Origin of the sequence: Janthinobacterium rivuli, from assembly GCF_029690045.1 — a bacterium.
GTDB lineage: Bacteria > Pseudomonadota > Gammaproteobacteria > Burkholderiales > Burkholderiaceae_D > Janthinobacterium > Janthinobacterium rivuli.
In genome coordinates this window covers 5,760,214-5,783,124 of the sequence record NZ_CP121464.1, presented here as the reverse complement: position 1 = coordinate 5,783,124, position 22,911 = coordinate 5,760,214, and the positions used below count along the sequence as shown (strand labels likewise).

The window sequence follows — 22,911 nt, the reverse complement described above, 5'->3', positions numbered from 1 at the left end:
TGCCTGCTTACCAATAAAAGAAAAATAGGCTAAAGTGAACAATATATGTGACATAACCGTCATTAATTGATGGGCATAAATGGAAAATCTTGGTTCTCTTGATCTCTTCGTACGCGCGGGGGAGGCCCGCAGCTTCACCGCGGCCGGGCAGCAGCTGGGCATCTCCGCATCCGCCGTCAGCAAGGCCATCGCGCGGCTGGAGGAGCGCCTGGGGGTTCGTCTGTTCCACCGCTCTACGCGCACCATCAGCCTGACATCGGAAGGGGCGTTGTTCCTGGAGCGCTGCCGCCGCATCCTTTGCGAGGTGGAGTTGGCCGAGGCCGAACTCTTGCAAACGCAAAGCGCCCCGCATGGCAAGCTGCGCATCAGTCTGCCATCGCTCGGCACCTTGTTCATGCCCAGGCTGGCGGCCTTCCAGCGGTGCTATCCCGCTGTCGCGCTGGACATCGACTGTTCGGATCGTTTGGTGGAAGTGATCGAAGAAGGCTTCGATGCCGTGATCCGTACCGGAGAACCCAGCGATTCCCGCTTGATGGCACGCACGCTGGGCGCTTACCGACGAGTCATCGTCGGCGCTCCCGGCTATTTCCAGGAGGCGGGACTTCCGCGGCAACCGGAAGACCTGGTCAACCATGCCTGCCTGCTGTACCGCTATCCCACGACGGACAAAATGGACGCATGGCCGTTGAGCAGGAACAATCAACCCCTCTCCATGGAGCTGCCGGGCAGCATGGTCACGAATTCGCTGGATCCGCAGATCTGCTTTGCCGAACAAGGTCTCGGTATTGCCTGTGTGCCTGACATCGCCGTGCGTCGTCAGCTGGACGAAGGCCGTCTCGTCACGGTGCTGGACGAATACAACCAGGACCGCACCACATTCCGCATATTGTGGCCCTCCAGCAAACATCTGTCGCCCAAGCTCAGGGTGTTCGTGGACTTCATCGCGCAGAACTTGTTTCCGCTTTGACAGTGGACATAGCTTGCACTCGCTTAAGTCATCGTGCAATAAAAAAGATTGCTCCTGGCTTAACACACGGTACTATCTCCCCATAACAAAAAGCAGTGATTCGCGTGCCCTTGCGGGCACACACCAACCACCACAGGAGAACCCGATGCAGAAAAAATCAACTTTGAAGACCGGTATCGCCGCCGCCCTCGTGCTGGCCTTCGGCATGGGCGCCGTGCAGGCGCAGGCGCAGGAGGTCGTGCGCCTGGGTAATTTGAAATTCGCCCATTACGGCGCCGTATCGTACATCAAGGAAATCGCGCCCAAGTGCGGCATCAAGGTGGAAGAGCATATCTTCGCCAAGGGCCTCGACGTGATGCAGGCGATTATCGCGGGCGAGCTGGACGTGGGGGCGACGGCGTCCGAGGCGGCCATTTCCGGCCGCGCCGGCGGCGCCCCGATCTACGTGGTGGCCGGTTTTGCTAAGGGCGGCGCGCGCCTGGTGGCGGGCGCGGGGCAAAAAATTACCAGTGTCAAGGAACTCAAGGGCAAGCGCGTGGGCGTGACGCGCGGCGGCATCCAGGAAGTGTTGCTGCTGGCCGAGCTGTCGCAAGCGGGCCTGACGTATTCCGAAACCAAGGGCAAGGATGTGCAACTGGTGTTCCTCGCCTACGCCGACTTGAACCAGGCGCTGATGGGCAAGAATATCGACGCCATGATGCAGTCGGAACCGCAATCGTCGCAGGCCATCAACAAGGGCTTCGGCACCGAAGTCATCAAGCCGTACGACACGCCGATCGGCGAACCCGTGCGGACCATGGTGATGACGGAAAAGTTCTACAAGGAACGCCGTCCCGTGGCGGAAAAATTCATGCGCTGCTTCGTCGAAGCCACCAAGACCTTTATCGACAACAAGGCGACGGCGGAAAAGTATGTGCGCGAAGTCGTGTTCCGCGGCCAGATCACGAAGGATGACTTCGACGACGCGATCAGCAATTCGCCGTATTCATATGATATTTCGCCCGAGCATATCCAGATCACCACCGACGTGATGGTGAAAACGGGCGTGGGCCGCATGACGAAGCCGCCCGTGGCCAAGGACTGGGTCAAGACGGACTTGCTGGAACAGGCGAAAAAGAGCCTGAACGTGAAGTAAATCAGGCCGCCATGAAAAAAACCTCCGGACCAGCGATGGCGCGGAGGTTTTTTGATGGAGGAGTGGCCTTAGCGGGCGTTAAAACCCATCCAGCCCTTCTCGGTCTGGCGGAAGCTCAGCGTGTAGATGCGGGTCAGCTCATCGCCTTTCTTGAGCTGGCGGTTGATGAGGGCGCCGTAATTGTCTTGCACGATCTGGTCAGACCACTGCAGCAGGTTCTCGAAACGCTCGGCCGTCATCGCCGCCTGGCGTGCCAGCAGGGGCGCGGGGATCGCCTTCTTTTCCTGCTGCTGTACCCAGAATTCGCGGAAAACCTTGTTTTCGCCGCCCATGCTGCGCGCCATCAGGCCCAGGCCCATGGTCATGCCCACGGAGCCATCCGTCTTCGCCTCCGCCTCGAGCTTGTTGGCCACGTCGGCCAGCAATTCCAGGTAGCCCACCTTGGCGCGCAGCACGGCCGAGCCCTTGATTTCGTACTGTTCGTTTTCTTTCCAGCCATTCAGCTTTTCCAGCTTTGCGATGTCGAAGTATTCCTTGTACAGGTCATAGCTCTGGATGGACGTACGGAAGTATTCCTCGTACGTGGATTGGGAAGGCGCGTCTTTCATGCAGCCGCTTAATAGAGTGCAGGCGGCCAGCAGGAGGCAGGTCCAGGACAATTTTCGAAAAGACATGGCGAGAGGACGTGGCGTAAGGGTGGATAAATATTGCTATGTGGACATAATTATAGGACTGGCTCATCGGGATGGCAACGTGGCTGCGGCGCGGCGACCGTGCGCCGCAGGAAAGATTGCCGAAATCTTGAGGGTGCGCCACCCCGTCATGCCTCAGGCGCGATATCATGGCAGGCTTGCGGCATTGGATGGCGGCGTCGTGCCTGTCACCCGGGCTGTCGCCTGAATCGCGCTTGCCGGCTATGGTGTAAACTTAAACTATGCAGATCTATTTCTTTTTCATCGCCGCCCTGTTGTACGCGGCGTGCGCGGTACTTCCTTCGTCCCGTGCCCGGCTCATTGCCGGCCTGACCGGCGTCGCCTGGCTGGCGCACGCCGCCACCCTGTGGTTCGACCTGATGGCGCCGGGCACCTTGCGCTTCGGTTTTTCCGCCATGCTGTCGGCCGCGCTGTGGGTGTCGGTGGGCGCCTACTGGATAGAGAACCGCAATTTCAGCCTGGACGGACTGCGCCGCATGGTCATGCCCAGCGCCGTCCTCGCCATTGGCCTGGCCTGGGCCTTTCCGGGCAGCCAGGTGAGCATGGAAGGCAAGTCGGCCGTCTTCGGCTGGCATATTGCCGTGGCCGTGCTCGCCTACAGCACCCTGACGATTGCCGCCTTTCACGCCGTGCTGATGGCGCTGCAGGAATCGCGTCTGCATACGCGCAGCGAAAGCCGCGGCTTCATCGGCACGGCGCTGGACCAGCTGCCAGCCCTGCTGACGATGGAAAAATTGTTGTTCCGCATGATTGGCCTGGGTTTTATTTTGCTCAGCCTGACCGTGCTGTCGGGCATCGTATTTTCTGAACAACTGTTTGGCAAGGCCCTGAACTGGGATCACAAATCCGTGTTTACCATGCTGTCATGGCTGCTGTTTGCCTCGCTGCTGGCAGGGCGCCGCTTTCGCGGCTGGCGCGGCAAGACGGCTCTGAGCTTTACCCTGGCCGGTTTCGCCACCTTGTTGCTGGCCTATGTCGGCAGCCGTTTTGTACTGGAAGTGGTTTTACACCGAGGATTCGCATGACACGTGTTTTATTCTGGCTGGCGCTGGTGTTCCTGGTGCTGTTTGCTATCCGCAGCAAGATCCGGGGCATGCAGCAACGGGCCCGCGCGCAGCAGCAACAGCAGCCCAATCCGTATGCGTCGCCCGCGCGGCCGCAGGAATTGCCGGATGCCGAGCTGATGCTGTGCTGCGCCCATTGCGGCGTGTATTACCCGGCCTCGGAAAATGTGCAGGCCAAGGGCCACGATTACTGCAGCCACGCGCACGCCACGGTGTAAGGGCAGGCCGGCAGGTTTGCGCGCGTTGCTCAGCCGTATCGTAACGTCGTCCGGCATCCGTCCGGCGTAGCATCTGCATGAGGCGGTTCGTCGCCGCCATTGTGGAAAGGCGCGCTCCCCATGTCAAGTCCAAGTCCCCGTCCCAGTCCCAGCCAGCTTCCTGTCGCCGGCATGCCGCCGGCGCCGCAACTGAGCGGCAACTCGCTGCCCATGCAGGCGCTGCGCGCGCAGATCGGCCGCATCGCCCGCTGCGGCGCGCCGGTGGCCATCCGCGGCGAATCGGGCACGGGCAAGGAACTGGCGGCGCGCGCCATCCATGCGCAGGGCGCGCGCGCCAGCTTTCCGTTTATCGCCGTCAACTGCGGCGCCATTCCCGAAGCGCTGATGGAAGCGGAATTCTTCGGCTGCCGCCCGGGCGCCTATACGGGCGCGCTGCACGAGCGCCAGGGTTTGTTCCAGGCGGCCCATGGCGGCAGCCTGCTGCTCGACGAAGTCGACGACCTGCCGCTGGCCATGCAGGTCAAGCTGCTGCGTGTGCTGCAGGAGCGCCGCGTGCGTAAGCTGGGCGGCAGCAGCGACGAAGCCATCGACGTGCGCATCCTGTGCGCCAGCCAGCATGGCCTGGCGCGCGGCGTGGCCGCCGGCACGTTTCGCCAGGACCTGTTTTACCGCCTGCATGTGATCGAGCTGGCGCTGCCGCCGCTGCGCGAGCGGCGCGGCGATCTGCAGGTATTATGTGAGGTGATCCTCGCGCGCCTGTCGCCACGCCGGACCGTGATCCTGGCGCCGCCCGTGCTGGCGGCGCTGGCCGCGTATGCGTTTCCCGGCAATGTGCGCGAACTGGAAAACGTGCTGGAGCGGGCGCTGGCCTTTGCCGACGGCGGCGTGATCGCGCTCGACGGATTGGATTTGCCATCCGCCGCTGGCAGTATGCCGCTGAGGGTGCCGCCAGCCTTGCCGGAACGGCAACTGTGCCTGCCCGGCATGGCGGCGCATGGCGTGGCCCCGGCCTTGCCGCTGGACGTGTATTTGCGCCAGGCCGAGCGCGACATGATCATGCTGGCGCTGGTGCAGGCGCGCTACCACCGCGCACGGGCGGCGCGCCAGCTGGGTCTGAGCGTGCGCCAGTTGCGTTACCGCATGCAGAAATTGACGATACAGGAAAGCATACTTGATGCACGCATGGACGATAGATGAAGACGGCTGGTGCGACGGCGCGCTGCGCTACGACTCGCCGCACCACGACGCGCGCCCGGACGGGGTGCAAGTCGACTTGCTGGTGATCCATAACATCAGCTTGCCGGGCGGCCACTTCGGCGGGCCGCATGTGTCGGACTTGTTTACGGGCCGGGTAGATTATAATGCCGATCCTTCTTTCGCCGACCTGCGTGGCTTGCAGGTGTCGGCGCACTTTTTTGTGCGGCGCGATGGTGCGCTGCTGCAATATGTTTCTGCTGATCAACGTGCCTGGCATGCGGGCGCGTCCACCTTCGAAGGACGCCCGCAGTGCAATGGCTATTCCATCGGTATCGAAATGGAAGGCGCGGACGATGTACCCTTCCAGCGGCGGCAATACCATGTGCTGGCGGCGTTGACGGCGGCGCTGGTGGCGCGCTACGGCTTGTCGCAGGTGCGCGGCCACGAGCATATCGCGCCGGGAAGGAAGACGGATCCGGGGCCATTTTTCGACTGGTCTTTTTACCAAGAGTGCTGGTTGGAAACCTTGCGCGGGCAGCCTGCGTTAGCGCTTACTTCGCGGGGATTGGGCTTTCCATCCATACCCTGAAAAGTCAACCGAAATCGTATATGAAAATACAAAAAATTACGCCGACGGATGCCGGAAAACTATTGCATCGCCCTTCGATGGGCACTACAATTAGTGCAGAAGTTGGACGTAAAGACTATATGTAGTGCCATCACAGACGTTTTCAGAATTATTGTCAAAGCTACCCGGATTGCTGATAAAGCACTGGAACTGGCGGTTCACCACCCTTGATCGTGTTTCGCGCCAGCCGGGCAGTGCGGTGTGGCGAGATGGATTCTGACACTGTTTTATGCATTATTAATTTACTATTTAGCAACAAATACCTGAAGAAACCCTGACCATCGGGCGTTCTATTCAACAACACACGCGGCAGCAAAACTGCAGGCTGACTTTAGCTGACAACGGGAGCTTCAATGCAATCACCACAAGATATTTCCATCCATCCAACGCCAGTATCGCCAGCGCCAGGCGCGGCCAACAGCGTGGCGAGCACGGGCGCGGCATTGGGCGACTATCGCATCATCCGCCGCAACGGCGCGGTGGTGGCATTTGAGCCTTCGAAGATCGCCATCGCCATGACCAAGGCGTTTTTGGCCGTTAACGGCGGCCAGGGCGCAGCCTCGGCACGCATCCGCGAACTGGTGGAACAGCTGACCGACGGCGTCGTCGCCGCGCTGGTGCGCCGCCATCCGGGCGGCGGCACCTTCCATATCGAAGACGTGCAAGACCAGGTGGAACTGTCGCTGATGCGTTCGGGCGAGCACGACGTGGCGCGTGCCTACGTGCTGTACCGCGCCAAGCACATGGAAGAGCGCCGCCTGCAGAAGGAAGCGCTGGGCGCTTCCGCGCAAGTGACCGCGCCCCAGCTGAACGTCACCGACAACGGCGTGCGCCGCCTGCTGGACATGCAGGAAGTACGCGACCTGATCAACGCCGCCTGCGCCGGCCTGGAAAAGCACGTCGATGCCGACGCCATCCTGGCTGAAACGGTGAAAAACCTGTACGACGGCGTGCCTGTCGAAGAGCTGCACAAGTCGGCCATCCTGGCGGCGCGCGCGCTGATGGAAAAAGACCCGGCCTACAGCCAGGTCACGGCCCGCATCCTGCTGCACACGGTGCGCAAGGAAGTGTTCGGCAAGGAAGTGCCGCAAGCGGCCGCTGCCGCCGAATACCTGACATATTTCCCGCAATACATCGCCAAGGGTATCGCCGCCGAGCTGCTGAACCCGGTACTTGCCAGTTTCGACCTGGAGCGCCTGGCCAAAGCCATCGTCGCCGACCGCGACTTGCAGTTCGGCTACATCGGCCTGCAAACCCTGTACGACCGCTACTTCCTGCACATCCAGGACGTGCGCATCGAAATGCCGCAAGCGTTCTACATGCGCGTGGCCATGGGCCTGGCGCTGAACGAAGCGGACCGCGAAGCGCGCGCCATCGAGTTCTACAGCCTGCTGTCCTCGTTCGACTTCATGAGCTCGACCCCGACCCTGTTCAACTCGGGCACCCTGCGCTCGCAGCTGTCGTCGTGCTACCTGAGCACCGTCTCGGATGACCTGGAAGGCATCTACGACGCCATCAAGGACAACGCATTGCTGGCCAAGTTCGCCGGCGGCCTGGGCAACGACTGGACGCCAGTGCGCGCCCTGGGCGCCCACATCAAGGGCACCAACGGCAAGTCGCAAGGCGTGGTGCCGTTCCTGAAAGTGGTCAATGACACGGCCGTGGCAGTCAACCAGGGCGGCAAGCGCAAGGGCGCCGTCTGCGCCTACCTGGAAACCTGGCACATGGACATCGAGGAATTCCTCGACCTGCGCAAGAACACGGGCGACGACCGCCGCCGCACGCACGACATGAACACGGCGAACTGGATTCCCGACATGTTCATGAAGCGCGTCATGGAAAAAGGCGACTGGACCCTGTTCTCGCCATCGGACACGCCAGACCTGCACGACAAGGTCGGCAAGGCCTTTGAGCAGGCTTACCTGGGCTACGAAGCCAAGGCCGCCGCCGGCGAAATCCGCGTCTTCAAGAAGATCGCCGCGCTGGACCTGTGGCGCAAGATGCTGTCGATGCTGTTTGAAACGGGCCACCCATGGATCACGTTCAAGGATCCTTGCAACATCCGCAGCCCGCAGTCGCACGTCGGCGTCGTCCACAGCTCGAACCTGTGCACGGAAATCACGCTGAACACGGGCCCTGACGAAATCGCCGTCTGCAACCTCGGTTCCGTCAACATGCCGGCGCACATGAAGGAAGGCAAGCTCGATCACGTCAAGCTGGCCAAGACCGTGCGCACCGCCATGCGCATGCTCGACAACGTCATCGACATCAATTACTACGCCGTCGAGAAGGCGCGCAATTCGAACATGCGCCACCGTCCGGTCGGCATGGGCGTGATGGGCTTCCAGGACTGCCTGCACATGATGCGCATCCCGTTCGCCTCGGACGCCGCCGTGTCGTTCGCCGACACCTCGATGGAAGCCGTCTGCTACTACGCCTACCTGGCGTCGACGGAACTGGCCGAAGAGCGTGGCCGCTATGAATCGTATGCCGGTTCGCTGTGGGACCGCGGCATCCTGCCGCAGGACTCGGTCAAACTGCTGGCCGAAGAGCGCGGCGGCTACCTGGAAGTCGATTCCTCGTCGGCCATGGACTGGACCCCGGTGCGCGAACGCATCGCCAAGTTCGGCATGCGCAACTCGAACTGCGTGGCGATCGCCCCGACGGCGACGATTTCGAACATCATCGGCGTGTCGGCCTGTATCGAGCCGACGTTCCAGAACCTGTACGTGAAATCGAACCTGTCGGGCGAATTCACCGAGATCAACGGCTACCTGGTGCGCGACCTGAAGGCGCGCGACCTGTGGGATGAAGTCATGATCTCCGACCTGAAGTACTTCGACGGCTCGCTGGTGAAGATCGACCGCATCCCGCAAGACCTGCGCGACATCTACGCTACCGCCTTCGAAGTGTCGCCAAGCTGGCTGGTGGAAGCGGCTTCGCGTCGCCAGAAGTGGATCGACCAGGCCCAGTCGCTGAACATCTACATGGCTGGCGCCTCGGGCAAGAAACTCGACGAGACCTACAAGCTGGCATGGCTGCGTGGCCTGAAAACCACCTACTACCTGCGTACCATCGCCGCTACCCACATGGAGAAATCGACCTCCAAGACGGGCGCCCTGAACGCCGTGGCAGTCGATGGCGGCATGTCGGCCAGCGCCCAAAGTGCACAAACCAGCGCCCAGGCAGCCGTCGTGGCGGCAGCAGCAGTGGCCGTGGCCGTGGCGCCAGTGACGGCAGCGGCAGCGGACGACGCCGATGGCGAAGCCTGCTACCTGCGCCCAGGGGATGACGGCTTTGAAGAATGCGAAGCCTGCCAGTAAGATTTTAGTTGTCAGCCCAGTACTTCTGGGCTGATTCAATGTTGTCAATATCCGCATTGTCCGATTCAACGGGCCTGTTGCGGATCGCCGGCTCGCCGGCATGGAAAGGAAGAAGAATATGTCGTTGTCATGGGATGATGAAACCACGTCGGCAGCTGTGCCGCGTTCGGCGCAGCAAGCGCCACTGGGTAATACCGAATTGAACCTGCCGGCAGGTGCCGAGCCGTCCGAAGCGAACGCCGAGCAAGTGGCGCGCCGCGTGAATGCCGACGACAAGCGCATCATCAACGGCAAGACGGACGTCAACCAGCTGGTGCCGTTCAAGTACAAATGGGCGTGGGACAAATACCTGGCCGGTTGCGCCAACCACTGGATGCCGCAGGAAGTGAACATGCAGCGCGATATCGAGCTGTGGAAAAACCCGAACGGCCTGACGGACGACGAGCGCCGCCTGGTCAAGCGCAACCTGGGCTTCTTCGTGACGGCCGACTCGCTGGCCGCCAACAACATCGTGCTGGGCACCTACCGCCACATCACGGCGCCGGAATGCCGCCAGTACCTGCTGCGCCAGGCGTTCGAGGAAGCGATCCACACGCACGCCTACCAGTACATCGTCGAATCGCTGGGCCTGGACGAAGGCGAGATCTTCAACGCCTATAACGAAGTCAAGTCGATCCGCGACAAGGATGAATTCCTGATCCCGTTCATCAACACGCTGACCGACCCGGCGTTCGTCACCGGCACGGTGGAAAACGACCAGAAGCTGTTGAAATCCCTGATCGTATTCGCCTGCCTGATGGAAGGCCTGTTCTTCTACGTCGGCTTCACGCAGATCCTGGCGCTGGGCCGCCAGAACAAGATGATGGGCGCGGCGGAGCAGTATCAGTACATCCTGCGCGACGAATCGATGCACTGCAACTTCGGCATCGACTTGATCAACACGATCAAGATGGAAAACCCGCAGCTGTGGACGGCCGAATTCCGCGAAGAGATTAAAGTGTTGTTCATGCAGGCCGTGGAACTGGAATACGCATACGCGGAAGACACCATGCCGCGCGGCGTGCTGGGTCTGAACGCGCCGATGTTCAAGGGCTATTTGCGCTTCATCGCCAACCGCCGCGCGCAGCAGATCGGCATCGAGCCGCTGTTCGCCCAGGAAGAAAATCCATTCCCGTGGATGAGCGAAATGATCGACATGAAGAAGGAACGTAACTTCTTCGAGACGCGCGTGACCGAGTATCAAACGGGGGGTGCGCTGAACTGGGAGTAATCCTTTTTCAGTCAACGACAAGAAGCGCCGTCATCGTGACGGCGCTTTTTTTTCGCGTGCATGGCGGCAGAAAAATGCGTGCATCATCGGGTCATGCGACGACGCTTGCGCCACGATTTTCGGCTGCCGCGAATGGCCGTATCACGAACCCAAAAAATCATTTCCGGAGACGCTGGCGGCGGCATTTGCCGCGCGATTGTGCGATAGCACGCGTATCGTGCAAAAAAGCGGGCGAAAACGTGTCGTGCCGGTTGCGCATTGACAAGGTTTTCGTGTACTTTATGAGATTGCAAATGCGAGCGTTAGAATGCGGGGTTTTTTAACCAGCGCGGTAGCGAAAAAACCTCGCAAAACAGGGATACAGATTTACACGGATATGCACAAAACCACACCGTTTTCGTCTGCCGCCGTGCCCGAATTTTTTCAGGCATGGCGGTTTTTTATTTGACGCAACGGTGTTGTGGCGAGCGCGATGCGAGGAGCGAAAAAACGCACGGCATCGAAAACGAATGACCGAATTCAGACTTTGCCACCAGCTGCGAGATAAAGCAGGGTGGCACCGACGATGGCTGAAGTGCTGCAAACGTGAGGAGTTGCAGCAGTTCAGCTGGTGCCGAATTCATTAGCGCAAACGACCGTTTGTGCCGATGAATAATTCGCCTGGCCTATCCCTGTGGTGGGTCGGACGGGTTTAAATCTTGTAGCTTAAATTTCTCATCTCAGATGAAGGAGAGACAAATGGCAACAGCCGCTAAGAAATCAGAAGTAAAGAAACCAGCCGCCAAGGCTGCTCCTGCCGCGAAGAAGCCGGCAGCCGCAGCGAAGACGGTTGCCGCTAAACCAGTCGCTAAACCAGCTGCCAAGGCCGCAGCGAAACCAGCAGCAAAACCAGCCGCCAAAGCAGCAGCCAAGCCTGCGGCAAAAGTGGCTGCCAAGCCAGTAGCGAAAGCCGCAGCGAAACCAGCGGCCAAGGCAGCAGCGAAACCGGCAGCCAAGCCAGCAGCGAAAGCCGCAGCGAAACCTGCCGCCAAGGCAGCAGCCAAGCCTGTCGCGAAAAAAGCCGCAGCCAAACCGGCCGCCAAGCCAGCAGCAAAAGCCGCAGCAAAACCAGCCGCCAAAGCAGCAGCGAAGCCAGCAGCAAAAGCTGCAGCCAAGCCAGCAGTGAAAAAAGCCGCAGCGAAACCTGCAGCCAAGGCAGCAGCCAAACCGGCCGCCAAGGCAGCAGTCAAGCCAGCAGCGAAAAAAGCCGCAGCAAAGCCAGCAGCCAAGCCGGCCGCCAAAGCAGCAGCCAAGCCAGCAGCTAAGCCAGCAGCAAAAGCTGCAGCCAAGCCAGCAGTGAAAAAAGCCGCAGCGAAACCTGCAGCCAAGGCAGCAGCGAAACCGGCCGCCAAAGCAGCAGCCAAACCAGCAGCGAAAAAAGTCGTCGCCAAGCCAGCAGCAAAAGCTGCAGCGAAGCCAGCCGCCAAGGCAGCAGCGAAGCCAGCCGCAAAAGCGGCAGCCAAGCCAGCCGCCAAGGTAGCAGCGAAGCCAGCGGCAAAAGCAGCAGCCAAGCCAGCCGCCAAGGTAGCAGCGAAGCCGGCAGCAAAGGCAGCAGCGAAGCCAGCAGCGAAGCCGGCAGCCAAAGCAGCAGCGAAACCTGCCGCCAAGGTTGCAGCAAAACCTGCAGCCAAGCCAGCGGCCAAGGTAGTAGCGAAGCCAGCAGCAAAAGCTGCAGCCAAGCCAGCCGCCAAGCCAGCAGCGAAGCCGGCAGCGAAAGCAGCAGCGAAACCTGCCGCCAAGCCAGCCGCAGCGCCAGTCGTGGCAGCCGCACCAGCAGCAGCGCCGGCAGCAGCTCCAGCGGCACCAGCCGCCGTGGCAGCCAAGCCAGCCGCCAAGAAGGCCGCGCCTAAAAAGGCCGCACCGAAGAAGGCAGCTCCTGTCGCCAAGCCATCGGCGCCTATCGCACCTGTAGCAAAAACCGTGTTGGCACCGGCTGCAGCCTGGCCATTCCCAACCAGCACCCGCCCATCGTAATTCCTGCGATACGGGTGCCTGGATGAGGCAACACGCCGCTGTGTGACTCAATCACACAGCGGTTTTTTTTTGGAGAATTAGTCGTGCTGATCGTTATCCTTACATTGATCGTTGATACCATCGCCACCTTGCTGGGCGGCGTGTTGCTGCTGCGCTTCTGGATGCAGGCGGTGCGCGTGCGGCCGCCCTCGTCGGTGGCGCAATTCACGTTTCAATTGTCCGACTGGCTGGTGCGCCCCCTGCGCCGCGTGGTGCCGGGCGTGGGCGGGTATGACTGGGCCAGCCTGATCGGCGCCTTCCTGATCGTTCTGCTGGCCAGCTCGGTGCTGTTTATTACCGGCGCTCCCGTCGAAGTGGTGCTGCTCAAGTCGCTGCAACGCTTCCTGCAATGGATACTCTACGGTTTCATGGCCTTGCTGATCATCGAAGCCATCTTCAGCTGGGTCAACCCGCATGCGCCGCTGGCGCCGTTTGTACGCGCCCTGAACGAGCCGCTGCTGCGTCCGATCCGCAAGGTGGTGCCGCTGGTCGGCAGCCTGGATTTGTCTTTGCTGGTGGCTTTGATCCTGCTGCAGATTGCGCAAGTGCTGGTGGGGATGATTATTGTGCTGCGATGATGGTGATGTGGTGGCGTAGGTCGGGTTAGCGTAGCGTAACCCGACGTTACCCGCCATGCCAATGATGTTGTCGGATTACGCGTGGCTGCGCCCCGCTAATCCGACCTACGACCTACATATTAATAGCGGTAAGCAAACGCCGCTTCGAACTGATCGGCGATGCTCTCTGGCGTAAACACATGGTTTTGCGCGCCCTGGGTGGCAATCTTGATGGCGCCCAGCAGGCTGGCCAGACGGCCGCTGGTTTCCCAGCCCAGGTCGTTGGTGATGCCGAACAGCAAGCCGGCACGGTAGGCGTCGCCGCAACCGGTCGGGTCCAGCACTTCCTTGGCGGCCACGACAGGAATGTCGATGCGCTTGCCGTCCGTATAGATTTCCGACCCTTTTTCGCCACGCGTGACGATCAGCGCTTCCAGGCGGCTGGCGATGTCCGGCAGGGTCAATCCCGTGCGTTCCATCAACATTTCCATTTCATAATCGTTGGCCGACACATACGTGGCTTTGTTGATGAAGTCGATCAACTGTTCGCCATTGAAACGTGGCAACTGCTGGCCCGGATCGAACATGAAGGGGATGCCCAGCTCGGCCAGGTCGGCGGCGTGCTTGAGCATGCCCTGATCGCCGTCCGGCGAAATGATGGCGACCTTGGCCGGGCCGGCATTGGCGATCGGGTTTTCATGCGCAAACGACATGGCGCCCGGGTGGAAGGCATTGATCTGGTTATTGTCCGCGTCGGCCGTGACGAAGCACTGCGCGTTGTAGCTGTCGGCCTTGATCAGGATGTTGGCGGTGGAAATGCCCAGCTTTTGCAGGCGTTCCAGGTAGGCGGCGCTGTCTTGCCCCATGACGCCGACGATGCGCGGGTCGCCGCCCAGCATTTTCAGGCTGTAGGCGATATTGCCCGAGCAGCCGCCGAACTCCGTGCGCATGGTAGGCACGAGGAAGGAGACGTTCACCTTGTGCAACTGGTCGGCCAGCAGGGATTCGCCGAAGCGGCCAGGGAATTGCATGATGGTGTCGGTGGCAAGCGAGCCGCAGATCAGCGATGTTTTGGTCATGATAGTGTCGGTTAAGGGTAAAAGATGGCGATATGGTAGCCAGACGCCGTGAGCTGGTCTAATGCAAAGTACAGTTTGATGGTTTGTTCCGAGCGCGGCGCAAAGCCCTTGCTCACGTCGATCGTGGCCGGCAGGTAGTCGCGCGGCGCGATGACGCGGCGCAAGACGGGCTTGTCGTTGGCGTCGTTGAGGATCAGTTCGATGCTGGGCCAGGCTTGCACGCTGCGGCTCTGGTTGCGCAGCAGCGAGACATAGGAAAAGGTGTGCTCCTTGATGGTCTGCAATTCGCCTTGTTCGATGGCCAGTGCCTCGATCTGCGCCGGCAAGTCGACCTGGCAGCCACTGAGCTTGCACAGCGTGACCAGGGTCGGCTTCCACTGCGGAAACTGCGCCGCCAGCGGATTGCGGAAGGTGGTCATTACTTGCAGGAACAACAAAAGCAGCAGTACCACGGAGCCGGCGCCCATGGCGACGCGCAAGGCCTTGCCGCTCTGTTCGCGGCGCCGGCCCAGGGTCACAAAGGCAGGCTCGTCGTCGGCTGGCGGCTGGACGGGTTCGTCCTGCTCTTCGGCTGGCTCCGGCGCAACGGGGGCGGCGGGCAGCGGCGTAAAGGAATGGTCGGCCAGCGTCGGCTCACGGCGCGTGGGCGTGGGCTTGTCCAGGCTGACTTTCTCGGCCGCGGGCAGCGCCGGTGCGGCGCCAGTTTCCAGGTTCGGTTCGTGGCGGCTGTCGCGCAGATACGTGGCGAAGGCGGGCGCGTCATCGACCTGGCGGCGCTTGAAGGGCGCCATCGGCTGGGGCAACGGTGGTTCGGGCAGTGCTTCCGGTGCTTTTACCGGTGTTGCATCAGGTTCAGGTATGTCGAGCGGTATGTCGAGTGGTGCGGCGGCAGGCGCCTCTTCGGGCAGGATCACGTCGAGATCCAGCTCGATGTGCTCGCCATCGTCTTCATCGTCCTTGAGCTGCGCCGTTTCCGGCAAGATGCCGAACGGGTCGAACGAGGTGTCGAAGTCGAGGGAATAAATGGGTTCGTCGTCCGTGGCGGACGGCAGGCTGGCGTCAAGCGGATAATCGGTCGGCAGCGGGGCGGCAGTGCCGGGGGCGGAGGTTAAAAACGGCGATGCCGCGGCTGGATCGACCAGCGCGGCATTGCCGTCAAACACTTCCCTGCACGTGCCACAGCGCACGATGCCCCCACGTAACTTCAACTGGTCAGCAGCGACCCGAAATATCGTGTTGCAATGGGGGCATTTGGTGGCGAGGGCCATTGCTGTGCTTATGCACCTTCCGCGCGGGGCGCAGGCGCTTGCGTGCTGCCCAGGCGGCCATGCAGGGCCACCCAGCCGTCTTGCTCGGCCCACACACCCAGTTGGATGAACGGGGCGTAGGCAGCGGCCACTTCTTCCGCCTGGCGTGCCAGCACGCCGGACAGGATCAGCGCGCCGCCATCGGCGACACGGCCGGACAGCATCGGCGCCATCAGCTTCAATGGGCTTGACAGGATGTTGGCGACGACGATGTCAAACTTGGCCGTGGCGTGTGCCGAGGTGGCAAACGTGTCTGGCAAGAAATATTCGATGTCGCACTGGTTGCGTTCGGCATTGTCGCGCGCCGATTCGATCGCTTGCGGGTCGATGTCGACGCCGGCCACCGTTTGCGCACCGAGTTTCTTGGCCACCATGGCCAGGATGCCGGAGCCGCAACCGTAGTCGAGCACGGTCTTGCCTGGAGCGGGGTTCGCTTCCAGCCATTCCATGCACAGACGCGTGGTCGGATGGCTGCCCGTGCCGAAGGCCAGGCCAGGGTCCAGTTCCAGGATCAGGCCGTCAGGATCCGGTGCCTCGTGCCAGCTGGGCACAACCCAGATATTCTTGCCGATGTGAATCGGCGCGAATTGCGACTGCGTCAGGCGCACCCAGTCCTGCTCTTCCACGGGACGCATGGTGAAGGCGGGCACTTCCGCCATGCCGACCGCCTGGGCGGCGGCGGCCACGATGGCGGCCTGGTCGGCGTCGACGTCGGTCAGCGCCACCACGCGGCTGCGTTCCCACGCCGCTTCCTTCGGTTCCATGCCGGGTTCGCCAAACAGGGGCTGCTCGGCATCCGTGCCTTCATCGGCGTCTTCCACCGACACCGACAGGGCGCCCGCTTCCATCAACGCGTCGGACATGGCCTCGGCGTTGTCACGGGCGATTTCGATGACGATTTCCGTCCAGCTCATGCGCCCGCCTTGATTTCGGATTTCTTGGCAATGCTGGGGCTGCCGCCATTCAGGTTCTTGCCCAGGTCCGGCATGTCGGCCAGCTTCTGTTCCAGATAGTGAATGTTGGTGCCGCCTTCGATGAAGCGCGCGTCGATCATCAGTTCGCGGTGCAGGGCGATATTCGTGTTGATGCCTTCGACGACCATTTCGGACAGGGCGATCTGCATGCGGCGGATCGCTTGCTCGCGCGTGGCGCCGTAAGCGATCACTTTGCCGATCATCGAGTCGTAGTGCGGCGGCACGTAGTAGCCGGCGTAGGCGTGCGAATCGACGCGGATGCCAGGGCCGCCCGGTGCATGCCACGACACGATCTTGCCTGGCGATGGCGTGAACTTGAACGGATCTTCGGCGTTGATGCGGCACTCGATGGCGTGGCCCGACAGCAAGACGTCGCGCTGGCGGAAACGCAGTTTTTCGCCGGCGGCGATGCGGATCTGCTCTTGCACGATGTCAATGCCGGTGATCATCTCGGTGACGGGATGCTCCACTTGCACGCGGGTATTCATTTCAATGAAATAGAACTCGCCGTTTTCGTACAGGAATTCAAACGTGCCGGCGCCGCGGTAGCCGATCTTGCGGCAAGCTTCGGCGCAACGGTCGCCAATTTTCTCGATCAGTTTGCGCGGGATGCCCGGCGCTGGTGCTTCTTCGATCACTTTCTGGTGGCGGCGCTGCATGGAGCAGTCGCGCTCGCCCAGCCAGACGGCGTTCTTGTGTTCGTCGGCGAGGATCTGGATTTCCACGTGGCGTGGATTTTCCAGGTACTTCTCCATATACACTTCAGGGTTGCCGAAAGCCGTGCCGGCTTCCGTCTTGGTCATCGCCACGGCGTTGATCAGGGCTGCTTCCGTGTGCACCACGCGCATGCCGCGTCCGCCACCGCCACCGGCGGCCTTGATGATGACCGGGTAGCCGATCTTGCGGGCAATTTGCACGATCGCTTTCGGATCGTCCGGCAACGCGCCTTCCGAGCCGGGTACGCACGGTACGCCAGCCTTGATCATGGTTTGCTTGGCCGACACTTTGTCGCCCATCAAACGGATCGATTCGGAGCGGGGGCCGATGAAGACGAAGCCCGATTTCTCGACGCGTTCGGCAAAGTCGGCATTTTCCGACAGGAAGCCATAGCCTGGGTGAATCGCTTGCGCATCCGTTACTTCAGCGGCGCTGATGATGGCGGGCATGTTCAGGTAGCTCAGGGACGACTGTGCCGGGCCGATACAAACGGATTCGTCGGCCAGCTTGACGTATTTCGCGTCCTTGTCGGCTTCGGAGTGGACTACAACCGTTTTAATGCCCATTTCGCGGCAGGCGCGCTGAATACGGAGGGCAATTTCACCACGGTTGGCAATCAGGATTTTTTCAAACATGGTAGGTTCGCGTATGTCTGTGAGAGCCGGCGAGCCGGCGAAACAACAAGTGTGAGGGGCTAAAACTGCAAACGGCCGTTGCCGGCCGTGTGGACTGGGTTTTAGCCGATCACAAACAAGGGTTGACCGAATTCGACCGGTTGGCCGTTTTCGACCAGAATCTGGGTCACGACACCGGCTTTATCGGAGTCGATTTCATTCAGGAGCTTCATCGCTTCGATGATGCACAGGGTATCACCTTCCTTGACGGCCGAGCCCACTTCAACATAGGCGGCGGTGCCAGGAGCGGAGGAACGGTAGAAGGTACCGACCATCGGCGACTTGACCACATAGCCCGTTGGCTCGGCGGCGACCACGACGGCGGCTGCCGCAGCGGGGGCGGCGGCTGGCGCGGCTGGCTGGTACTGGGCTTGCATGCCTTGCGGCTGCATCATGACCATCTGGTTTTGCGGCATGGCCGACGATTTGACGATGCGAACCTTGCTTTCGCCTTCGGTAACTTCCAGCTCTGCGATATCCGATTCGGCGACCAGGTCGATCAAGGTCTTGAGTTTTCGTAGATCCATGTAAAACCCCTAGGAATGTAGTTTGTTTTATGAGTGATGCGGTGATGTCCAAGAACCTATCGCCGCGCTAAATGCGTGCAGATCGCGTAGATTAACGTTTTTTAAGCGCAAAGTCGATGGCAAACCGATATCCATCGATACCCAGGCCGCAGATCGTCCCCTGCGCGATCGCGCTGAGAAATGAGTGATGTCGAAACGTTTCGCGTTGATAAATATTCGAGATATGGACTTCCACGAACGGGATGGCGACCCCGGCCAGCGCATCGCGCAAGGCAACGCTGGTATGGGTCAGGCCGCCCGGATTGATGACGATGGCATCGATCCCTTCCGCTCGCGCGGCATGGATGCGGTCGATCAGCGCGCCTTCATGGTTGCTTTGAAAGCAGACCAGGTCGGCGCCGGCCGCCATGGCTTGCGCCATTGCTGCCTGCTCGATATCGGCCAAGGTGCTGGCGCCGTAGACCTCAGGCTCGCGCGTTCCCAGCAAATTCAGGTTGGGACCGTTGAGCAGAAGGAGGTTTTTTGCCATGTATGGAAGACCGTTTTAGCGAAAGTTCCGCATTTTGCCGCCAAAGATACGCATTGGCAAGAGAAAAAAGCACGCTCCGAATTTACAATTTATCCAGATCGGCGCGCAACTGATCAAATTTCAAGCGGCCCAGATAGGTCTTTTTGACTTCGCCATCGGCGCCGATCAGCACCGTAAAGGGCAAACCGCCCGTGGCATTGCCAAAATGACGCGACAGGTCGGTACCGCTCATGCCGGACACATACACGGGATAGGCGATCTTGACCTTGCTGGCAAAAGTGGCAATATTGCTGGCCGAATCGATGCCGATACCGATCACCTGCAGGTTTTTCCCCGCATAGTGGCCTTGCACTTCGGATAACTCCGGCATTTCTTCAACGCACGGCGGGCACCACGGCGCCCAGAAATTGACCAGCAAATTCTTGCCTTTCCATTGCGACAAGGCTTGCGTGGCGCCCGCCGCGTCCGGCAGGGACAGCGCATACAGCTCGTTGACGGGGCCGGTCGCGCCTGGTGCGATGGTGCTCGTCTGCGGTCCCGCTTCCTTCGCTTTTTCCTTGCTCAAACCGACGTAAGCGCCCATGCCGGCAAACATCAGCGCCACGATGGCGCAGGCGATCCAATTCTTTTTTGTCATAACTTTATCTATATCAATGTTAGTCGGCAGCCGGCACGCCATCGGCGAGGCTGGCGGCCAGCAGGCTGCGCAGCCCGGCGATGTCGGTGCGCAGCACCTTACCATCCGCCTTGGCTTTCAACGCGCCGCGCATATCGTCGAGCTCGTACATGGCCGCGTGCACGCCTTCGTTTTTCCACAAGAAACTGGCTGTCTCGACCGCATCATAACGCGCTCCCTTGAAATGCGGGCTTTCCGACATATCGAGCACGACATTTTTATTCAGCAGGAAGATGTGGATATCCTTGGCGCTCTCGGCAAACAGCTGCAGATAGATCTCGTCGTGGGGGCCGGCCGTGCCATTGAGCACGGGGCCGCTGAGCAGAGGATGAAATTGTTGCAACGCTTCCATCACCTGCAGCGCGATCGTGCGCAGCTGGAACAGCCGGGCCGGTTGGCTGTCGGCCAGGAACAGGGCATTGTATTGTCGCACCTGCTCTTCGATCATGTCGTTGTCGGGAAGTATATTGGGCCGGTTCGGCGCGTCGCCGAGGACTTGCCGCGCCGCCTTGCGCTTGGCGCTGCCATAGTCGGCGCCATCCTGCGCCACGAGGCGCGCGGCAGCGGCGGCGATTTCCAGGCGCAACTGCGCGCTATCGTCAAATGCATCGTTCGTCATGAGCGAGATGATACTCCGAAGCGGAAAAAGTCATGGCGTCAGGTAAAATCCTGCACTTGCTGTTTTTTATCTCACCGTCTTACTTACTTAAGCGTGCGCCTTTCGCACTGATCACATGCATATTCATATTCTCGGCATTTGCGGTACCTTCATGGGCGGCCTGGCTGTCCTGGCCAAGGAAGCCGGCCATAAAGTCACCGGTTGCGATGCCAACGTGTATCCGCCGATGAGCACCCAGCTGGAATCGCAGGGAATCGAACTGATCCAGGGCTTTGATCCGGAACAAACCAAGCTGAACCCGGATTTGTATGTGATTGGCAATGTGGTCTCGCGCGGCAACCCGCTGGTGGAAGAAATCCTCAACCGCAGCTTGCCATACGTGTCCGGCCCGCAGTGGATCGGCGAACACATCTTGCGCAATCGGTGGGTACTGGCCGTGGCCGGCACGCATGGCAAGACGACAACATCAGCCATGCTGGCCTGGATACTCGAAGACGCGGGCTACGCGCCGGGCTTCCTGATCGGCGGCGTGCCGATGAACTTTGGCATTTCCGCCCGCCTCAGCGGCAAGATCGACGGCAAGAGCGCCGAGTCGGACTTCTTCGTCATCGAAGCCGATGAATACGACACGGCCTTCTTCGACAAGCGCAGCAAGTTCGTGCATTACCACGCGAAGACGGCCATCATGAATAACCTGGAATATGATCACGCCGACATCTTCCCCGATCTGCACGCGATCGAGACGCAATTCCACCATCTGGTGCGCACGGTGCCCGGCATCGGCCGTCTCGTCTTCAACGGCGACGAAGCATCGCTGCAGCGCGTACTGGCGCGCGGTTGCTGGAGTGAAAAGGAAAGTTTTGGTCAAGATGCTAACTGGCAACTGCAAGAGCAGGCCGATGGCAGCTTCGACGTGTTCTTCAATGGCAAGCAGGAAGGCCACGTGGCGTGGGCGCTGACGGGCAAGCACAACCGCAGCAATGCGCTGGCGGCCATCGCCGCCGCGCGCCACGTGGGCGTGCCGATTGCCCAGGCGTGCGCTTCGCTGGCCAGCTTCGAGAGCGTCAAGCGCCGCATGGAAGTGCGCGGCGTGGTCAACGCCATCACCGTGTACGACGATTTCGCCCACCACCCGACGGCCATTGCCACCACCGTGGGCGGCCTGCGCCAGAAGATAGGCGGCAGCGGCCGCATCCTGGCCGTGCTGGAACCGCGTTCGAACACCATGAAGCTGGGCGCCATGAAAGATGCGCTGCCGGGCAGCCTCAAGGATGCCGACCTGGTCTTCGGTTTCGGCAGCCATGCCGCGCTGGGCTGGAGCCTGGGCGACGCGCTGGCGCCGCTGGGCAAGATTGCCAGCGCCTACGAAGACATCGACACCCTGGTGGCGGCCGTGGCTGCCAGCGCCCGTCCCGGCGACCAGATCGTGGTCATGAGCAACGGCGGCTTTGGCGGCGTGCACCAGAAATTGCTGGAGGCCCTGGGCCGATGATTCTGTACCTGCATGGATTTCGCTCGTCGCCCCTGTCGATGAAGTCGCGCCTGCTGGCCGCGCAGATGCAGGCGCTGGGCCGTGAAGCACAGTGGCTGTGCCCGCAATTGCCGGCCTCGCCCAAGCTGGCCATAGCACTGGCCTTGTCGCTGGTCAAGGACGTGGCGCCGGCTGAGCTGACGATAATCGGCTCGTCCTTGGGCGGCTATTACGCCACCTGGCTGGCCGAGCAACTCGGTTGCCGCGCCGTCTTGCTCAACCCCGCCATCGTGCCCTTGATCGACCTGGAACAGCATGTGGGCGTGACGACTGAGTTCCATTCGGACAAGCCATTCGAGTTCAAGCGCGAGTACATTGATGAGCTGCGCGCGTTTGCCGTAGAGACAATTACTGAGCCGCAACGCTATTTCCTGATTGCCGCCACGGGCGATGAAGTGCTCGACTACCGCGACATGGTGGCGCATTATCAGGGGGCGCGGCAGTTGGTCATCGATGGCAGCGACCATGGCATCAGCGAATTTGCCGACTACCTGGCGCCCGTGCTGGCCTTTTGCGGCATCGATGCGGATGCCGCCAAGTGAGGCCGGGTTCGCTGCGGCAGGCGCAATGGCATGCGCACGTGAATGCCGTCAATGCGCCGGCGGCCTTGCGCCATTGGCTCACGGGTGGCGGGTCGCTGACGGCCAAGCTGAAAGCGCATAGCCAGGCATTTCGCGTGCAATGTTTGCATCAGGAAACGGCACGTTGCTTGAGCGACGAGGCTGCCATCATTGGTTTGCACCGCGCGGGCAGGGTGTGGGAACGCGAAGTGCTGTTGCGTTGTGATGACAAGCCGGCCGTGTTTGGCCATACCGTCGTGCCCATGCAGGCGACGGCCACGGACTGGCCATTGTTTTCCGCGCTGGGCGAACGTTCGCTGGGCACGACCCTGTTTGGCGACCGCATGGTACGCCGCGGTGCACTGGAATTTGCCCGCTTGCGCGCCGGGCACCCGCTGGTACAGCGAGCGCAGGCGGCGCTGGCATGGGAAGGGCAGCGCGCCGACGAGCAGGCGCTGTTTTTTGCCCGCCGCTGCCTGTATCAGCGTCACCAGGGCTTGCTGCTGGTAACCGAAGTATTTTTGCCGGCGGTGCTGGAGTTGACGTCCGTCACTCGCACCGTTGCAACCGACACATTAATAAACAAAGCATAAC

At 61.0% G+C, this 22,911-nt stretch carries 23 protein-coding genes; 12 read left to right on the top strand and 11 right to left on the bottom strand.

Translation table 11 applies throughout. From position 1 onward, the window contains the following. The first annotated feature begins 79 nt into the window (after window positions 1-79). Together P9875_RS26260 and P9875_RS26255 are read left to right on the top strand one after the other, a co-directional pair. Window positions 80-967, top strand: coding sequence for a LysR family transcriptional regulator (locus P9875_RS26260; protein ID WP_278317016.1), 888 nt, complete (start codon window positions 80-82; stop codon window positions 965-967). A gap of 205 nt (window positions 968-1,172) precedes the next feature. Beyond that, a complete protein-coding gene (locus tag P9875_RS26255; protein WP_225242853.1) occupies window positions 1,173-2,102 on the top strand; it encodes an ABC transporter substrate-binding protein in 930 nt (309 codons plus the stop codon). 68 nt (window positions 2,103-2,170) lie between these two features. On the opposite strand, the gene P9875_RS26250 is transcribed toward P9875_RS26255, so the two are convergent. Further along, window positions 2,171-2,710 (bottom strand): hypothetical protein, encoded by a 540-nt coding sequence (locus P9875_RS26250; protein ID WP_278317015.1) that lies wholly within the window; start codon window positions 2,708-2,710, stop codon window positions 2,171-2,173. A gap of 326 nt (window positions 2,711-3,036) precedes the next feature. Here P9875_RS26250 and P9875_RS26245 point away from each other — a divergent pair, with 326 nt between their 5' ends. From P9875_RS26245 to P9875_RS26220, 6 genes are all read left to right on the top strand, one after another. Beyond that, a complete protein-coding gene (locus P9875_RS26245) occupies window positions 3,037-3,840 on the top strand; it encodes a cytochrome C assembly family protein (RefSeq protein ID WP_046684240.1) in 804 nt (267 codons plus the stop codon). Next, window positions 3,837-4,097 (top strand): PP0621 family protein, encoded by a 261-nt coding sequence (locus P9875_RS26240; protein ID WP_035822137.1) that lies wholly within the window; start codon window positions 3,837-3,839, stop codon window positions 4,095-4,097. The genes P9875_RS26245 and P9875_RS26240 overlap by 4 nt, the downstream gene beginning before the upstream one ends. A 120-nt stretch (window positions 4,098-4,217) precedes the next feature. Then, on the top strand, window positions 4,218-5,294 hold the full coding sequence (locus P9875_RS26235; protein WP_341353811.1) for a sigma-54 dependent transcriptional regulator: 1,077 nt from the start codon (window positions 4,218-4,220) through the stop codon (window positions 5,292-5,294). Beyond that, window positions 5,272-5,883: a 1,6-anhydro-N-acetylmuramyl-L-alanine amidase AmpD gene (ampD, locus tag P9875_RS26230; protein ID WP_278318876.1), complete on the top strand. Its 612-nt coding sequence runs from the start codon at window positions 5,272-5,274 to the stop codon at window positions 5,881-5,883. Before P9875_RS26235 ends, ampD begins: the two co-directional genes overlap by 23 nt. A gap of 392 nt (window positions 5,884-6,275) precedes the next feature. Then, window positions 6,276-9,245 carry a ribonucleoside-diphosphate reductase subunit alpha gene (locus P9875_RS26225; RefSeq protein ID WP_278317014.1) on the top strand — a complete coding sequence of 990 codons (2,970 nt, stop codon included), beginning with the start codon at window positions 6,276-6,278 and terminating at the stop codon, window positions 9,243-9,245. A 118-nt stretch (window positions 9,246-9,363) separates the two neighbouring features. Beyond that, window positions 9,364-10,515 carry a ribonucleotide-diphosphate reductase subunit beta gene (locus P9875_RS26220; RefSeq protein WP_099401602.1) on the top strand — a complete coding sequence of 384 codons (1,152 nt, stop codon included), beginning with the start codon at window positions 9,364-9,366 and terminating at the stop codon, window positions 10,513-10,515. Between the two features lie 719 nt (window positions 10,516-11,234). On the opposite strand, the gene P9875_RS26215 is transcribed toward P9875_RS26220, so the two are convergent. Further along, window positions 11,235-11,807: a hypothetical protein gene (locus P9875_RS26215; RefSeq protein ID WP_200880284.1), complete on the bottom strand. Its 573-nt coding sequence runs from the start codon at window positions 11,805-11,807 to the stop codon at window positions 11,235-11,237. 8 nt (window positions 11,808-11,815) lie between these two features. Next, a complete protein-coding gene (locus tag P9875_RS26210) occupies window positions 11,816-12,358 on the bottom strand; it encodes a hypothetical protein (RefSeq protein WP_278317013.1) in 543 nt (180 codons plus the stop codon). 253 nt (window positions 12,359-12,611) lie between these two features. Between P9875_RS26210 and P9875_RS26205 the strand changes: the two genes are divergently transcribed. Further along, the gene (locus P9875_RS26205) at window positions 12,612-13,145 is read left to right on the top strand and encodes a YggT family protein (RefSeq protein ID WP_035822131.1); all 534 of its coding nucleotides are present in this window, start codon (window positions 12,612-12,614) and stop codon (window positions 13,143-13,145) included. A gap of 119 nt (window positions 13,146-13,264) precedes the next feature. Here P9875_RS26205 and P9875_RS26200 read toward each other — a convergent pair whose 3' ends face one another. From P9875_RS26200 to P9875_RS26165, 8 genes are all read right to left on the bottom strand, one after another. Continuing rightward, window positions 13,265-14,203 carry a carbohydrate kinase family protein gene (locus P9875_RS26200; protein WP_176387393.1) on the bottom strand — a complete coding sequence of 313 codons (939 nt, stop codon included), beginning with the start codon at window positions 14,201-14,203 and terminating at the stop codon, window positions 13,265-13,267. Between the two features lie 11 nt (window positions 14,204-14,214). Beyond that, window positions 14,215-15,471: a DUF3426 domain-containing protein gene (locus P9875_RS26195; protein WP_278317012.1), complete on the bottom strand. Its 1,257-nt coding sequence runs from the start codon at window positions 15,469-15,471 to the stop codon at window positions 14,215-14,217. Window positions 15,472-15,479: 8 nt separating this feature from the next. Further along, complete coding sequence (gene prmA, locus P9875_RS26190; RefSeq protein ID WP_035822121.1) at window positions 15,480-16,424, bottom strand: 50S ribosomal protein L11 methyltransferase; 945 nt, start codon at window positions 16,422-16,424, stop codon at window positions 15,480-15,482. Next, window positions 16,421-17,836 (bottom strand): acetyl-CoA carboxylase biotin carboxylase subunit, encoded by a 1,416-nt coding sequence (accC, locus tag P9875_RS26185; protein WP_034746622.1) that lies wholly within the window; start codon window positions 17,834-17,836, stop codon window positions 16,421-16,423. The genes prmA and accC overlap by 4 nt, the downstream gene beginning before the upstream one ends. Window positions 17,837-17,937: 101 nt before the next feature. Continuing rightward, window positions 17,938-18,402 carry an acetyl-CoA carboxylase biotin carboxyl carrier protein gene (accB, locus tag P9875_RS26180; RefSeq protein ID WP_099401598.1) on the bottom strand — a complete coding sequence of 155 codons (465 nt, stop codon included), beginning with the start codon at window positions 18,400-18,402 and terminating at the stop codon, window positions 17,938-17,940. Window positions 18,403-18,493: 91 nt separating this feature from the next. Beyond that, window positions 18,494-18,931 (bottom strand): type II 3-dehydroquinate dehydratase, encoded by a 438-nt coding sequence (aroQ, locus tag P9875_RS26175; RefSeq protein ID WP_034746628.1) that lies wholly within the window; start codon window positions 18,929-18,931, stop codon window positions 18,494-18,496. A gap of 82 nt (window positions 18,932-19,013) precedes the next feature. Further along, complete coding sequence (locus P9875_RS26170; protein ID WP_176387396.1) at window positions 19,014-19,568, bottom strand: TlpA family protein disulfide reductase; 555 nt, start codon at window positions 19,566-19,568, stop codon at window positions 19,014-19,016. Window positions 19,569-19,587: 19 nt separating this feature from the next. Further along, complete coding sequence (locus P9875_RS26165; protein ID WP_035822115.1) at window positions 19,588-20,226, bottom strand: hypothetical protein; 639 nt, start codon at window positions 20,224-20,226, stop codon at window positions 19,588-19,590. Between the two features lie 151 nt (window positions 20,227-20,377). Here P9875_RS26165 and mpl point away from each other — a divergent pair, with 151 nt between their 5' ends. Genes mpl through P9875_RS26150 form a run of 3 tightly spaced genes read left to right on the top strand, consistent with a single transcriptional unit; the run spans window position 20,378 to window position 22,910 of the window. Beyond that, the gene (mpl, locus tag P9875_RS26160; RefSeq protein ID WP_423221864.1) at window positions 20,378-21,718 is read left to right on the top strand and encodes a UDP-N-acetylmuramate:L-alanyl-gamma-D-glutamyl-meso-diaminopimelate ligase; all 1,341 of its coding nucleotides are present in this window, start codon (window positions 20,378-20,380) and stop codon (window positions 21,716-21,718) included. Further along, window positions 21,715-22,299: a YqiA/YcfP family alpha/beta fold hydrolase gene (locus tag P9875_RS26155; RefSeq protein WP_035822112.1), complete on the top strand. Its 585-nt coding sequence runs from the start codon at window positions 21,715-21,717 to the stop codon at window positions 22,297-22,299. The genes mpl and P9875_RS26155 overlap by 4 nt, the downstream gene beginning before the upstream one ends. Continuing rightward, a complete protein-coding gene (locus P9875_RS26150) occupies window positions 22,296-22,910 on the top strand; it encodes a chorismate--pyruvate lyase family protein (RefSeq protein ID WP_278317010.1) in 615 nt (204 codons plus the stop codon). The genes P9875_RS26155 and P9875_RS26150 overlap by 4 nt, the downstream gene beginning before the upstream one ends. The last annotated feature ends 1 nt before the right edge of the window (window position 22,911 follow it).